Source organism: Desulfobacula sp. (genome assembly GCF_030145145.1).
In the GTDB taxonomy this organism is placed as follows: domain Bacteria; phylum Desulfobacterota; class Desulfobacteria; order Desulfobacterales; family Desulfobacteraceae; genus Desulfobacula.
In genome coordinates this window covers 44,323-58,043 of sequence record NZ_JAQYWD010000027.1, presented here as the reverse complement: position 1 = coordinate 58,043, position 13,721 = coordinate 44,323, and the positions used below count along the sequence as shown (strand labels likewise).

The 13,721-nt window shown below is 52.5% G+C and carries 10 protein-coding genes; 3 read left to right on the top strand and 7 right to left on the bottom strand.

Annotated elements, in window-relative coordinates; genetic code table 11:
- Positions 1-4 precede the first annotated feature (4 nt).
- Together ispF and Q1Q15_RS15975 are read right to left on the bottom strand one after the other, a co-directional pair.
- Complete coding sequence (gene ispF, locus Q1Q15_RS15980; protein WP_300462083.1) at positions 5-532, bottom strand: 2-C-methyl-D-erythritol 2,4-cyclodiphosphate synthase; 528 nt, start codon at positions 530-532, stop codon at positions 5-7.
- A 161-nt stretch (positions 533-693) separates the two neighbouring features.
- Positions 694-2,328 (bottom strand): diguanylate cyclase, encoded by a 1,635-nt coding sequence (locus tag Q1Q15_RS15975; protein WP_300462080.1) that lies wholly within the window; start codon positions 2,326-2,328, stop codon positions 694-696.
- 234 nt (positions 2,329-2,562) lie between these two features.
- Between Q1Q15_RS15975 and Q1Q15_RS15970 the strand changes: the two genes are divergently transcribed.
- From Q1Q15_RS15970 to Q1Q15_RS15960, 3 genes are read left to right on the top strand one after another with little or no spacing between them, the layout of a single operon-like run.
- Positions 2,563-4,128, top strand: coding sequence for an NAD(P)H-hydrate dehydratase (locus Q1Q15_RS15970; RefSeq protein WP_300462077.1), 1,566 nt, complete (start codon positions 2,563-2,565; stop codon positions 4,126-4,128).
- A complete protein-coding gene (tsaE, locus tag Q1Q15_RS15965) occupies positions 4,125-4,589 on the top strand; it encodes a tRNA (adenosine(37)-N6)-threonylcarbamoyltransferase complex ATPase subunit type 1 TsaE (RefSeq protein ID WP_300462074.1) in 465 nt (154 codons plus the stop codon). The genes Q1Q15_RS15970 and tsaE overlap by 4 nt, the downstream gene beginning before the upstream one ends.
- Before the next feature lie 29 nt (positions 4,590-4,618).
- Positions 4,619-5,839: an aspartate kinase gene (locus Q1Q15_RS15960; protein WP_300462071.1), complete on the top strand. Its 1,221-nt coding sequence runs from the start codon at positions 4,619-4,621 to the stop codon at positions 5,837-5,839.
- 21 nt (positions 5,840-5,860) lie between these two features.
- On the opposite strand, the gene pyrF is transcribed toward Q1Q15_RS15960, so the two are convergent.
- From pyrF to Q1Q15_RS15935, 5 genes are all read right to left on the bottom strand, one after another.
- Positions 5,861-6,592 (bottom strand): orotidine-5'-phosphate decarboxylase, encoded by a 732-nt coding sequence (gene pyrF / locus Q1Q15_RS15955; RefSeq protein ID WP_300462069.1) that lies wholly within the window; start codon positions 6,590-6,592, stop codon positions 5,861-5,863.
- Between the two features lie 126 nt (positions 6,593-6,718).
- A complete protein-coding gene (locus Q1Q15_RS15950) occupies positions 6,719-6,862 on the bottom strand; it encodes a hypothetical protein (protein WP_300462067.1) in 144 nt (47 codons plus the stop codon).
- Positions 6,863-6,932: 70 nt separating this feature from the next.
- Positions 6,933-9,368, bottom strand: a complete 2,436-nt coding sequence (locus Q1Q15_RS15945) for a GNAT family N-acetyltransferase (RefSeq protein WP_300462064.1) — start codon at positions 9,366-9,368, stop codon at positions 6,933-6,935.
- 3 nt (positions 9,369-9,371) lie between these two features.
- A complete protein-coding gene (locus Q1Q15_RS15940) occupies positions 9,372-12,509 on the bottom strand; it encodes an efflux RND transporter permease subunit (protein ID WP_300462062.1) in 3,138 nt (1,045 codons plus the stop codon).
- Positions 12,506-13,690 carry an efflux RND transporter periplasmic adaptor subunit gene (locus Q1Q15_RS15935; protein ID WP_300462059.1) on the bottom strand — a complete coding sequence of 395 codons (1,185 nt, stop codon included), beginning with the start codon at positions 13,688-13,690 and terminating at the stop codon, positions 12,506-12,508. Before Q1Q15_RS15935 ends, Q1Q15_RS15940 begins: the two co-directional genes overlap by 4 nt.
- Between the last annotated feature and the right edge of the window lie 31 nt (positions 13,691-13,721).

Sequence of the window (13,721 nt, the reverse complement as noted above, 5' to 3'; positions counted from 1 at the left end):
TGTTCTATTCGTTCCCATTATAGGTTTCCCTGGTGTCTGGTTTGGGGATGGCGGTGACCAATACCGTGCACTGGGCGGCAATGCCCTGCTCTTTTCCAACAAACCCCAGTTTTTCAGTGGTGGTGGCCTTTACATTCACCAGGTGGGACGCCATTTTCAACGCCCGGGCAATATTTTCTTCCATTTGCCGCTTGTAGGGACTGATCCGGGGAACCTGGGCAAACACAATGCAATCCATATTGGCTACGGCATATCCTTCACTGGCCAGCAATGCCGCACACGTTTCCAGCAGGATCATACTGGAAATGCCTTTATAGGCAGGATTTGTATCCGGGAAATGATCGCCGATATCCCCCTGTCCTGCCGCACCCAGAATCGCATCACACACGGCATGAACCAACACGTCGGCATCGGAATGACCGGCCAGGCCCCGGTGAAAGTCAATATGGACACCACCGATGATCAACTTCCGGCCCGATACCAGCCGGTGAACATCATATCCGGAACCGATTTTAACCTCAGGTATTTCCATATCCTGTCCGTTTGCCTTTCATTGATGCCTGTGTCCTAAAAAAAGTGAAGCATAATATAGTCACTTTCCATTGAAAAGTCAAAACCTGTGTCCGGCATAATAACGGCCCGGGAAAAGAGGCCAGGACAGGCGGCCGTCAAAACAGGGGACGGTTGCAGATTTTATTCCTCTGGGCCCGGCCGGAAAAAAAACCGGTATTGATTTTTCATTTGCTTGGCACGATACATGGCTTTGTCAGCCATATTGATTAATTCATTCACATCGGTTGAATCATCCGGGAAGATACTGACACCAAGGCTTGAAGAAATATAGTCAATGGTATGATGGTTGATGTGGTAGGGGGCGGACAACAGGGATACAATTTTTTGGGCCACGGTTTCAGGCTGAAAACTCAAATGTGTATCAATAAGAATGATAAACTCATCGCCCCCCATCCGTGCAATAAAATCTGTTTTTCTCAGGGATGTTTTTAACCGGTTGGCAATCTCCTTGAGCAGCGCGTCACCCGCTTCATGGCCCAGGGTATCATTCACCCGTTTGAATCGATCAATATCGAGAAAAAACAGGGCGATTTTGTTGTTTTCCCGGTTTGATCGCTGCTGGCAGCGATCAAAATAGTCATAAAATGCTTTTCGATTGTTCAGGCCGGTCAGTGCATCATGGGAAGCCGTATAGATCAGCTCTTCTTCAACTTTTTTTCGTTTGTCAATATCCCTTACCACCGACCGGAATCCGATCTTTTTGCCCCCAATTCCCGTCATGATGGATACGGAGACGCCAACATGCCTGACGGACCTGTCCTTTCGAACCATTCGATAGGTCAGTTCCGTCAAATATCCACCCGAGTGATACGTCTGGGTTAAGACGTTCATCACCCGATCTTTATCTTTAGGATAAAGCATGTCAATGCTGTTCATCCCCAGCAATACCTGGCCGGTATACCCGGTAATTTTGCACATGCCCTCGTTGGCAAACGTGAACAAACCGGTTTTGTCCACTTCACAATATCCATCCTCAATACTGGCCAATATGGTTTTGTGCTTTTTCTCACTCTCCAATAAGGCTTCATTGGCGCGTTTCCGCTCGATGGCCAGGGCCACCTGTTCTGATACGGACACAAAAATATCATGATCCGACAGGGAGTACTGATTTTTATCGGTATAACTCTGGGTTGCCATTACCCCGATCACGTCGCCTTTTATCTTTAAGGGTACACCGAGCCATGCCTGGGGCGTAACCCCCAGACAGGCTTCCAGATCAATGGACCCATCGCCTTTAATCGATTTATCCTGTGTTATAAATACCGGATTTTCAGAAACAATGACCGCCCGTGTCAGGGATCCTTTTTTCAGGCTGATATCCGATAAAAAAGGCGGTGCATCCCCTTGATTGTCCACGAGATAGGGAAAGGACACAAGGTCTTTTTTTTGATCATAGGTGGCGATAAAAAAATTATTGACCGCCATGACCCCCTTCAGGGCTTGATGGATCTCCCGGTAGAGGTCAACCAGGCTTTCGGTTGTATTGATGGCATTGGAAATTTTAAAAATGGCTTTATTGATATTTTCAGAATGGATTCTCTGTTGAATTTCCAGTTCCAGCTGGTAGTTCCTGATTTCAGCATCTGCGGTCATTTGATTGGAGACAAACATGGCCTTTTCCAGGCTTTTATTGGTATCAATCAGACGTTGACTTTTTTCATGAAGTTCTGCCTCCAGTTTTTTTCTTTTGGCGGTTTCCGATTCAAAAAACCGAATTTTTTCTTCTAATTCTTCATAAGCCGGTTTATGCGTCATCTTGAGCCTCTTGGTTCAATGCACTATCAACGGGAAAGACCCCACAAATCCTGTCATCCATTCAACATCAAAAATTTGAGTAAGCATATTATTAATACATCTCCGGCGATTATTCAATAACGGATTCTCTTTGGAAAAAATTTTAACCGTTAAAGGGGTTTAAATTACCGTAAAATCATGTAAGATAATCTGGATTTACAGGTGAACACATTATTCGATCAAGGGAGGAAACCCATGATACTTGTTACCGCGAATCAAATGCAGGATATGGACCGACAGACCATCGAATCTTTTGGCATTCCCGGACGCGTTTTAATGGAAACCGCAGGACGGGGCGCCTTTGATTTTCTGATTAGAAAATTTGGTCTGCTTCACGCAAAGAAAATTGCCGTGATGGCCGGCCGGGGAAATAATGGCGGAGATGGATTTGTCATGGCACGGTTATTAATGGAAAAGGGCATTCCCGTCACTGTTTTTTTATTGTCGCCCAAGCATAAGGTCGCCGGAGATGCAAAAAACAATATGGATCTTGTTGAAAAACTATGTGATCGATCCCCGGCCTGTTCCCTCATTGAAATACCGGATGCCGAGGCGTTTGAACACCATAAAACAAAGATGCTTCATCATGATTTTTTCATTGACGCCCTGTTGGGAACCGGTCTGAATTCAGCGGTCCGGGGAATTTTCAAGGCAGCCATTGAATTGATGAATGCCTCCCCAAATCCCGTTTTTTCAGTGGATATTCCTTCAGGCCTTCATTCGGATACAGGTCAGCCCCAGGGGGTTGCGGTGAAGGCCGATGCCACGGCCACGTTTGCCGCCGCCAAGCGGGGCCAGATTCTCTATCCGGGACAGACCTACACCGGTGATCTTGCGGTCATTGATATTGGTATTCCCCATTTCATTGCCCGGGAAAAAAATATTTCCCTCTCCGTGATGGAAAAAAAGGATATTGCAGCCTGGTTTCATCCCCGGGGGTTCCAGACCCACAAAGGCAGTTACGGTCATCTGCTGGTGATTGCCGGTTCAGTGGGAAAAACCGGCGCTGCAGCCCTTTGCGCCAATGCGGCCATGCGGTGCGGAACCGGACTGGTCACCCTGGGGGTGGCCCAGAGCCTCAATCCCATCATGGAATCCCTGGTCTTAGAACCCATGACCTGCCCGTTACCGGAACGGGAAAAAGGGTATTTATCCGATCATTGTCTGGCGGAGATTCAAACCCTTTTAACGGGGAAACAGGCCCTGGCACTGGGTCCGGGTCTCGGCACCCGGGCGGGCACCCGGCAACTGGTCCAGGCCCTCATTCAAACCAGTGAGGTCCCCCTGATTCTGGATGCGGATGCCCTCAACGGGATTGCAGATACCCCAGATGTGTTGAACGAGAAAAAAGTCCCGGCCGTCATCACCCCCCACCCCGGTGAAATGGCAAGGCTGTGTGGGGTAACCGTCTCAGAAATCCAGGCAGACAGGATCGGCAGGGCCTCAAAATTTGCCAGGGCATTTGATACCCTTGTGGTGCTGAAAGGCGCCCAGACCATTGTCAGCCTTCCCGATGGCCGATCCTATGTCTGTCCCACCGGGAATCCCGGCATGGCCTGTGGCGGAATGGGAGATGTACTGACCGGTATGATCGCCGGCTTCTGTGCCCAGGGATTCTCCCCGGAACAGGCCAGCCTTGCCGGTGTTTACATCCATGGGTTGTGTGCGGATCATCTGTCCCGGGACATGGGGCGGTTCGGGTTCCTGGCCACTGATATGGTCCAGCGTATTCCCCGGACCATTCATCAGGATCTGTTGTGAACCCCCTGACGTCAACAAGTGCCCAACAGACCCTTGAACTGGGAGAGGCGGTGGGCAAAGGCATTTCCCAAGGGGTGTCCATCGCCCTGATCGGTGATCTGGGCGCCGGCAAGACCACCTTTGTCCAGGGACTTGCCAAAGGACTGGGTATCAGTGAAAAAACCTATATCACAAGTCCGACCTACACCCTTATCAATGAGTATCCGGCCCAGACCTTAACCCTCTGCCACCTGGACCTTTACCGGCTCGGATCTGTGGAGGAACTGGAATACATCGGGTTTGATGACCTGGTGGATGACACCCATGTTATCGTGGTAGAGTGGCCCGGGATCCTGGCGGAGATTTCCTTTCAATTTGATCTTGAAATACGGTTTACATTTGATGACCACTATAACCGAAAAATATCTGTTTTTGCCTCTGGACAATCGGGAACAAATCTGTTAAGCAGATTGTTTCCATAATTTAACCTATTTACTCTATCGGAGTTGTTATGGCTTTACGCGTACAAAAATATGGTGGGACGTCTGTTGCAGACATTGAACATATCAACCGGGTGGCAGACCGGGTCCAGAAATCCCAGGACCAGGGCGACCAGATCGTGGTGGTCCTGTCGGCCATGTCAGGTGTGACCGACAGTCTTATCCGTCTTGCCGAACAAGCCTCAAAAACACCTGACAAAAGAGAACTGGATGTCCTGTTGGCCACGGGTGAACAGACAACGGCAGCACTGCTGGCCATGATCCTCAAATCCAGGGGATACAAGGCAAAATCGTTTCTTGGATTCCAGGCCGGCATTCAGACAAACAAAATTTCAGGCAAGGCCAGAATTATGGATATTAACGGCACCAACATCCTCCATGCCCTGGCCGACGGCCACATTGCAGTGGTTGCCGGTTTCCAGGGTGCGGACGAAGACGGTGCCATCACCACCCTTGGCCGGGGCGGCTCAGACACGTCGGCCGTGGCCATTGCATCCGCCCTGAAAGCCGATGTCTGTGAAATTTTTACCGATGTAGACGGTGTGTACACCACTGACCCGAGAATTTGCAGCAGTGCCAGAAAAATCGACAGAATATCCTATGAAGAAATGCTTGAAATGGCCATATTGGGTGCCAAGGTACTTCAAATCCGTTCCGTTGAATTTGCCAAAAAATATAATGTCCCTGTGCATGTCCGGTCATCATTTAATGAGGAGAAAGGAACCATGGTCGTCAATGAGAGTTCAGATATGGAAAGTGTGGTGGTATCCGGTATTACCTGTGATATGAATGAGGCAAGAATCACCTTTAAAAAGGTGCCGGATCAGCCCGGTATTTCCGCAAAAATATTTTCTCCCCTGGCCCAGGCAGAGATTGGTGTGGATATGATTATCCAGAACACCCGCTCGGGGGGTGAAACCGATTTGACCTTTACGGTTACCAAAGATGACTTTGAACGGGCCAGGGAAATTTCAGAACGGGTGGGAAAAGAGGTGGGGGCCCATGAAATTCTGACGGCAGTTGAGATTGCCAAGGTATCGGTGATCGGACTGGGAATGAAAAGTCATTCCGGTGTAGCCGCCACCATGTTTCAGGCCCTGGCATCGGAGAATATCAACATCCGGTTAATCAGTACGTCCGAAATCAGAATTTCCTGCGTCATCCTGGCAAAATATGCTGAACTTGCAGTGAGAACCCTCCACTCGGCATTTGGACTGGACAAAGAAAAATAACCCCGGAAATAATGGCACCGGTTAAGGCTGGCGCAAGGCGACTTCAATCTCTTGAATAACGGTTTGGGCTGCCCCGGCAGGGTCCTGGGCATCCCGTATGGGCCGGCCGATGACAATCAGGTCACTGCCCAGGGCAACGGCCTGCCCCGGGGTGGTAATCCTTTTTTGATCATCTTGTTCCACCAGGCTCCATGCCGGCCGGATCCCCGGTGTGACCGCCAGGAAGTCTCGTCCAAACTGCTGTTTGATCTGCTGGACTTCCCGGCCGGAACACACCACCCCGCTGCACCCGGCTTCATAGGCCATCCGGGCCCGGTGCAGGACCAGAAGGCGGGGATCCTGTACAAACCGGTCTTTAAATCCGGCGGCCTCAAGGGTTTCCCGGTCATTATCCGTCAACAGGGTCACCCCCAGAACCCGGGTGTCCCCTTTTGCCCCTTCAACGGCGCGTTCCAGCATGGCCGCCGAAGAAGAACAATGGACCGTGACCAGATCCACCCCCAGGTCTGCCACCCGTGCCATGGCCCGGTGAACCGTGGCAGAGATATCATGCAGTTTCAGGTCCAGAAATATTTTGGCCCCACTGTGTTTTCGGATCATCCGGACCACGGACGGACCCTGGTCAATGAACAGTTCCAGCCCGATTTTAAACATCCCCACCCATCCATCCAGAAGTTTCACATAGGCTTTTGCCTCCTTTAAGGAAGAAAAATCCAATGGAAACACAATATAATCCTTACCGTGTTTGTGCATATCAATATCCTTTTTTAACCGCTAATAACTGCTATGCCCTGACGGCACAACCAATAACGAAAATGGTATTATGCCGCCCCCGACGGGCGATGGGATCGGCCCCGGACCGTCAGCGGCCCATTTGCCCTACCGGTCTAAAGCGCAGGAACTGCGGGCAGGTGTGTCCTCAAACAGCCTGCGCTTCTTAACGCCCGGCAGGGCAAATGGGCGGATCGCCTTTGGGTCCGAACGGGCCGATCCCATGGCCCGTCGGGGGCTCTGATGTCGCATTTTTATATAAAAATTCCCTGCATCTTTTTACCCTCCCAACACAGAGGGGGGCTTGAGCGCCTTATCCGCCTTAAAGTTTCCCCAGATTCTCAAGGTCAAGAATCACTTTGTATTCTGATGAATCCAGGTCTCTTACAACCCTGAACCCCAGGTTCCTGGCCAGGTTGAGCATGGGGGAATTGGTGGTGATCACCGGTCCCCAAACCTGCTCAAGGCCGTATTGCCGGGCACAGACCAGGGCATGGTGGAGCAGTTTTTTCCCCAGGCCTTTTCCGTGATACGCATCCGCCAGGACAATGGCAAATTCGCCGTGTTTACCATCGGGCAAAAAGATAATACGGGACACCCCCACAAGTTTTCTGTCCGCTGAAGTTCCGGAAAACGCCATCAGGGCGATTTCCCTGTCATAATCAATCTGGCTCAATTTAATGAGCATGGACCTGGACATCTCTTTAATGGGGGAAAAAAATCTTAAATACACGGTTTCCGGGGACAGTTCATCAAACAGATCAATCATCTGCTGGGCATCACTGGGACGGACAGGCCGGACAAAAAGAGATTCATCCCCCCGGATCCGGACAACGGTTTCCTGCCAGTAGGGATAGGGGCTGATGATCAGATGGGCTGGCGATTTCAACCGGGTTTTCTCCACGATCACACGGCCACCGGCGGCCATCATTTGCCCCGCTTTTACGTGCACCGGGTTGATATCAATGGCTGCTATCTCCGGAAAATCCGTCACCAGCCGGCTCAACCGGATCAGGATTTCTTCAAGCTCTGCCATGTCCAGTCGTTCAATCTTCCGATACCCGGCAAACACTTTTGAAATCCGTGTCTCTTCCAGGGCGGTTCGGGCCAGCTGCCGGTTCAGGGGGGGAAATGCCATGGACACATCCTTGAACACATCCGTCATGATACCGCCCAGGCCAAACCGGATCACCGGGCCAAACGCAGGATGGCGCTGGGCACTGATGGTCAACTCATAATCCGGGATACCCACTGTCCGGCTGGCCACTACAGGAATGCCATAGGCGGCCACCAGGTCTTTTGCCAGGAGGTCCGGCAGATGTCCCCCCCGGATCTTTAGCCCCTGTTGAATAATCTCCCGGGCCCTCACCCGGTTGACATTCAGGCGTGTGTCTGTCCGGTAGGGAATTTCCTGAAGCGTTTCTATATTTTTCCCATACTGATACAGGTTTACAAAGGCCCGGACGGCCCGTTCAGGGGTTTCATAACTCACCATGCCGGCCTGGTTGAAAATCGCCCGGGACCGATCAACGTCCAACCCCCCCATCCAGGAGGTAAACACGGGGCAGGGACTGGTTTTCAACAGCAGGGCCAATTCCTTTGCCAGGGGTTCGGAATCATAGGTGCCCACGGGAGAACTCAACAGCAACAGGCCATCAATCTCCGGGGCATTCATGCACAGGGCAGCCGTCTGAAGATAATGGGTGTCGGATGCGCTTCTGGACAGATCAATGGGATTGGTTTGGCTCCATTTTTTTTTCAATACATTTTCAAGGTCACCAAGGGTTTTCTCAGACAGGTCTGCCGGCTTAAGCCCGTGCCGGGCCAGGGCATCCTGGGCCATCACCCCGATCCCGCTGCCATTGGAAACAATGGCCAGTCTCGACCCCCGGGGACGTTTCTGCTTTGCCAGAAACTGGGCACAATCAAACAATTCTTCAAGTTCACTGACCCGCAGGATCCCTGCCCGCTTGAAAGCCGCCTCATAAATATCATCTTCACAAGGGAGGATATGGGGACCGGACCGGTCTGATTTCAATGCGATAATGGGTTTGACCCGGGAGACAGCCCGGGCCGCACTCATGAAATTTCGAATATCCACCAGCCGTTCCACGTACATGACAATACTCTCCACCTCGTATAACGACCCGAGGAAATCCAACATATCGGCAAAACAGACATCCTGCATGGATCCCAGGTTTACAAAATGGGAAAATCCAACATTTTCCCGCAGGGCCATATCCAGGACAGACGAGCAGACCGCACCGCTCTGGGATAAAAAAGCAATTTTACCGGGCAGGGGGATCCGATGCATGATACTGGTGTTCATTCCCCGGGCCGTGTTCACGATGCCGACACTGTCCGGACCAATGACCCTCAGTCCTGTTCTTTGGGAGATCTCCCGGATCTGTTCGGTTATTTTTTTTTCCGGATCCCGGGAGAGACTGTCCCCGGCTGAAATAATCACGGCGCCCCCCATCCGTTTGCGGCTGCAGGCCTCAAGAATATCCGGGACCGAGGCAATGGGGGTGGCAATCACGGCCAGGTCCACTGCCTGGGGAAGATCCGCAACATCCGCCCAGGTCTGAATCCCCTGTACACCCGCATGCTTTGGATTCACCGGGAAAATTTCTCCGGCAAATCCTCCGGCCATGAGGTTTTCCATGATCACTGCGCCCACACTGCCTTTCCTGGGGCTGGCCCCGACCACGGCAATGGATTGAGGCGTCATGACCCGGTTTAAATTCAACGTACTCATGGGTTATATCTCCTGTTCCTCTGGTGCGTATGCCGGTTCCGGCAATTGTTTTGCCGGGATAAACAGGCGTTTCATATCTTCAAGGATCATGTAAAGGCAAGGCACCATCACAAGGGTAATAAAGGTGGCAAACAAAATGCCGAACCCAAGGGAAATGGCCATGGGGATCATAAATCTTGCCTGGCGGGAGGTCTCCAGGATAATCGGCCCCAACCCGCCGCAGGTGGTCAACGTGGTCAGCAAAATCGGCCGGAATCTCTGAATCCCTGCGGCATGAACCGCATACAGCACCGGCACCCCCTGGCGATACCGTCGGTTGGCAAAATCAATCAACACCAGCGAATCATTCACCACCACCCCGGACATGGCCACCAGCCCGAACAAACTCATGACGGAAAGGGAATACCCCATGATCAGGTGACCGGCAATGGCCCCAATCATCCCGAAAGGGATACAGAACATAATGATAAACGGTTGCAGATAGCTCTTAAACGGGATGGCCAAAAGGGCAAAAATACAGAGCAATGCAAGTCCCAGGCCCTTTAGCAGGGCCGAGACACTTTCCCGGAGATCTGCCTGACGGCCCTTAAAACTAACCGACAACCCGGGATATTTGCCCAGCAGCGCCGGCAGGATATCCTTTTTCAGATCTGTTACAATATTTTCCGCCTGGGAAGGGGGCCGGACATTGGCGGTAACGGAAATTTCGCGTTTCCCATTGGTTCTTATGATCGTTGTATAGGCCCTGCCGGCAAGGGTATCTACGGCATTGCGCAGCAGAATCTCCCCGGCCGGTGCCTGGAGCACCAGGTCTTCAAACGTGGCTTCAGACATGCGTTCTGTCGCCGGTAACCGGACCCGGACCGTGACCTCACTTCTTCCCCGCTGGTTTTTCACGGCCGCGACCCCCTGAAAGGCATGACGGATCTGGTTGGCCACTTCCCGGGAGGTGAGTCCCATTTGTTTGCCTGCCGGGCTCACGGTGATATCAAATTGTTTTTTCCCCTTGGCAGATCCGTCATCAATATCATGGACAATGGGATATTCGGACAGGCTTTGGGCAAGGTCTTCCCCTGCCCGGTCCAGATACGCCTTGTTTCGGTGACTCAAGCTGACGGTGAGATTTTTCCCGGAACCCGGCCCCCCTCGGTTGGACTCAAAGGTAAGGGTCTCAACCCCGGGAAGGACCCCTGTCTTTTGTCGCCATAGATGGGTGACCTGGGAGGTATTCAAGGGTCGTACATCCGGATCGGTCAGATAAATTCTGACCCGGACCCGGTTATCACTGACCTGGGAAAAAATACCCGTGGACAGATCCTGATCGCCATTGTCAGCCACCACCTGCTGGGCCATTTGAACCAATTGCTGTTCAACAGCGGTCAAGCTCCGGGCGGGGGATCCATAGGGCAGGAACGCTTCACAAAACGCATAATCAGACTCCACCTTGGGAAACATCTCCATGCCCATGCGACCGGAAGACACATAACCGGCCGAGATCAGGAGCAATGCAATCCCCAGGGAAATAACTGCATAGCGATGATGCAGCAGCCAGAACAACACCCCGCCGTATTTCTTTTTGACAAAGGCTTCAAAGGCTTTGCTGAACCGTTCCTGCCATTTTTCAAGATAATTCAGGGGAAAAAATAAGGGCCGGCGGCTTTTATGACTTAAATGGGCCGGCAAAATATACAGGCTCTCAATCAAAGAGACCCCGAACACGGCAATCACCACAATGGGAATGGTTTTAAACACCTTTCCCATAAAGCCCGGCACAAACAGCAACGGGACAAAGGCCACCATATTGGTAATCACACTAAAGACCACGGGCATGGCAATGCTCCGGGTTCCCTGTATGGCCGCCGTTAGAAACGGCAGTCCCTGACGTCGACAAAAATAAATGTTCTCCCCCACCACCACCGCATCATCCACCACAATTCCCAGGGTCACAATAAACGCAAACATGCTGATCATATTAATGGAAAACATCGTGGGGGATAAAAAAAGAAAAGACCCTAAAAAAGAGATGGGGATCCCCAGACTGACCCAGAAGGCCAGCCGGATTTCAAGGAACAGGGCCAGGAAAAAAAAGACCAGCCCCAGCCCGAAATAGCCATTCCGCAGCAACAGATCCGCTCTCTGGGCAAAGATTTTGGATAAATCCCTTAAAACGGTGAGGCTGACCCCCTCGGGCAATGACCGATTGATGCGCTGGATCACGGCTTTGCCTGCCGTTGCCACCTGGGTCGGCGTCTGATCCCCCACCCGGTAGACCTCTATGATGACGGCCCGCTTGCCATTAAAGGACGCCCAATTGTCCGTATCTTCAAAACCCTCGGTCACGGTTGCCATATCTTCCAGCAATACACTGGATCCGTCTTCCAGGGTAATGATCGGAAGCCTGGCATATTGCCTGGCATAGTCTTTGCGGTCCCTGATCCGCAGAAGGATATCGCCCCCCCGGGTTTTGATGCTGCCGCCCCCCAGTTCCACCGATGCCCTGGAGATGATAATGGCCACATCCTGAAGGGTAATGCCGAACCGCCGCAGGGTCTGCTGGGAAATTTCCACTTGAATCTCCCGGTCCCGAACCCCTTCCAGTTCCACCTGGGTGATGCCCTCATCCATGAGCAGCTCATCCCGGATCTGGTCGGCCAGGGCCCGCAGGGTTGTTTCCAACGCGTCCCCGTACAGGGCCACCCGGAGGACTTCGCGTTTCCTGGCGGCGATCATCACCTGGGGATCTTCGGATTCATCCGGAAAGGTATTGATGCGGTCCACCTCACTTTTAATCTCCTGCCACAGCCGATTGATATCGGTTCCTTCCAGGGCTTCGATGCTGATAAACGCCACCCCCTCACTGGCCGTGGCCGTCACTTCATCAATGCCTTCCAGGTCCTGCACCGCCTCCTCAATGGCACGGATAATACCATTTTCCACCTCTTCGGGACTGGCACCGGGATAGGCCACAGAAATGGTCACCCGGTCAAGGCTGAATTCCGGAAACACCTCCTGGGTGATGCTAAACCCCATAAACAGTCCGCCCACCAGCAGTACGGCCATGACCAGGTTGGCGGCCACGGTATTGCCGGCCATCCAGGCAATGGGGCCTCGAAATTTCCGGGGATCCGCACCCTGGGTCATGGGCGGCCTCCGGATGCCGACTGCAGGGCCATTCCTTTCACCGGTGCCGGCAGATCCGATGTGATCACGGCATCCCCGGTACGAATACCGGTATTGACATACACCACCCCGTCTTCTTTCCAGGCAAGGCCCACCGCTCTGATTTCAAGGACCCCGGAACGGTACACCCACACCGTGTTCCCGTCTCTGAGCAGGGATCGGGGTAAGGAAAAGACATTTTCCAGGCGGGGTCCCATGATCCGGACATCCACATGATCCGCCAGCAGAAGGGGCGGTCGCTTGTCTGTCCCCTTTAAGCCCAGGGGATCGGCCACCAGGATAATGACCCCGGCCATCCGGCTTTTGTCGGTTATTTTCCCGGTGGTTCGAACCACCTTGCCCTTCCAGGTCTGTTGCGAGTACTGGGAATGAATAATGGCCTCACTGCCGGTTGTTTCATTGATCCTGAGGGCGGCCAGCCGGTCCGGCGGCACCACGGCTTCAACCTGGTATGCATCCACATCCACCAGGGTGGCCAGGGTGCCCTGGGCAGGCACGAGGGACCCTGAATCCACCTGTTTTTCAAGGATAAGGGCATTAAACGGCACCCGGACCCGGGTCCGGGACAGGTTCAACCGGGCTTGTTCAAGGTCTGCCCGGGCACTCTCCACCACCGCATTTGCCTGGACCAGCTGGGGCTTGCGCAACGCCAGATCTGTTCCCGTCATCTCCACCGGGGAAACCTCATTAATCAATTTGAGCTCCTCTTTTGCGATGAGCTGGCTGCCTCTTTCAATGGCCAGGTCTGACAGGGCCTTATTCACAGCACTCTGGGCTTTTTGAACCGCTATTTGATAATCTGAATCTTCCAGCCGCAGAAGGGTCTCTCCCTTTTTCATCAACCCGCCCTGGACAAACTTTTCAGAAATGGACACCACTTCTCCGGACACTTGGGCTTTTAATATGATTTCCTTGTCCGGCATGACCTTCCCCATGACCGTAACATAACTTTGATAATTCCCCGGTTCCAGGGTAAGGGTCTCTACCACGGCAGCCTGCCGAAGGGGCGGTTTTCGTTTGAGTGTCACTTCCCTTGACTTGAAATAATTAAATCCTGCCACCCCTGCTAGGATCAGGCAGACCGGCACGGCAATGCGAATCAGCAGACGGAGTGCAGACCCTTTTGTTTTACGCTCACTCATCTTAATTCAGCCACCTTTTCATCTATTCAAC

Excerpts from the sequence above, each read along its gene's own strand:
- Q1Q15_RS15935 (WP_300462059.1), bottom strand. The coding sequence starts at position 13,690 with ATGAGTGAGCGTAAAACAAAAGGGTCTGCACTCCGTCTGCTGATTCGC.
- Q1Q15_RS15940 (WP_300462062.1), bottom strand. The coding sequence starts at position 12,509 with ATGACCCAGGGTGCGGATCCCCGGAAATTTCGAGGCCCCATTGCCTGG.
- pyrF (WP_300462069.1), bottom strand. The coding sequence starts at position 6,592 with ATGCACAAACACGGTAAGGATTATATTGTGTTTCCATTGGATTTTTCT.
- Q1Q15_RS15950 (WP_300462067.1), bottom strand. The coding sequence starts at position 6,862 with ATGCGACATCAGAGCCCCCGACGGGCCATGGGATCGGCCCGTTCGGAC.
- Q1Q15_RS15975 (WP_300462080.1), bottom strand. The coding sequence starts at position 2,328 with ATGACGCATAAACCGGCTTATGAAGAATTAGAAGAAAAAATTCGGTTT.
- Q1Q15_RS15970 (WP_300462077.1), top strand. The coding sequence starts at position 2,563 with ATGATACTTGTTACCGCGAATCAAATGCAGGATATGGACCGACAGACC.
- Q1Q15_RS15960 (WP_300462071.1), top strand. The coding sequence starts at position 4,619 with ATGGCTTTACGCGTACAAAAATATGGTGGGACGTCTGTTGCAGACATT.
- ispF (WP_300462083.1), bottom strand. The coding sequence starts at position 532 with ATGGAAATACCTGAGGTTAAAATCGGTTCCGGATATGATGTTCACCGG.
- Q1Q15_RS15945 (WP_300462064.1), bottom strand. The coding sequence starts at position 9,368 with ATGAGTACGTTGAATTTAAACCGGGTCATGACGCCTCAATCCATTGCC.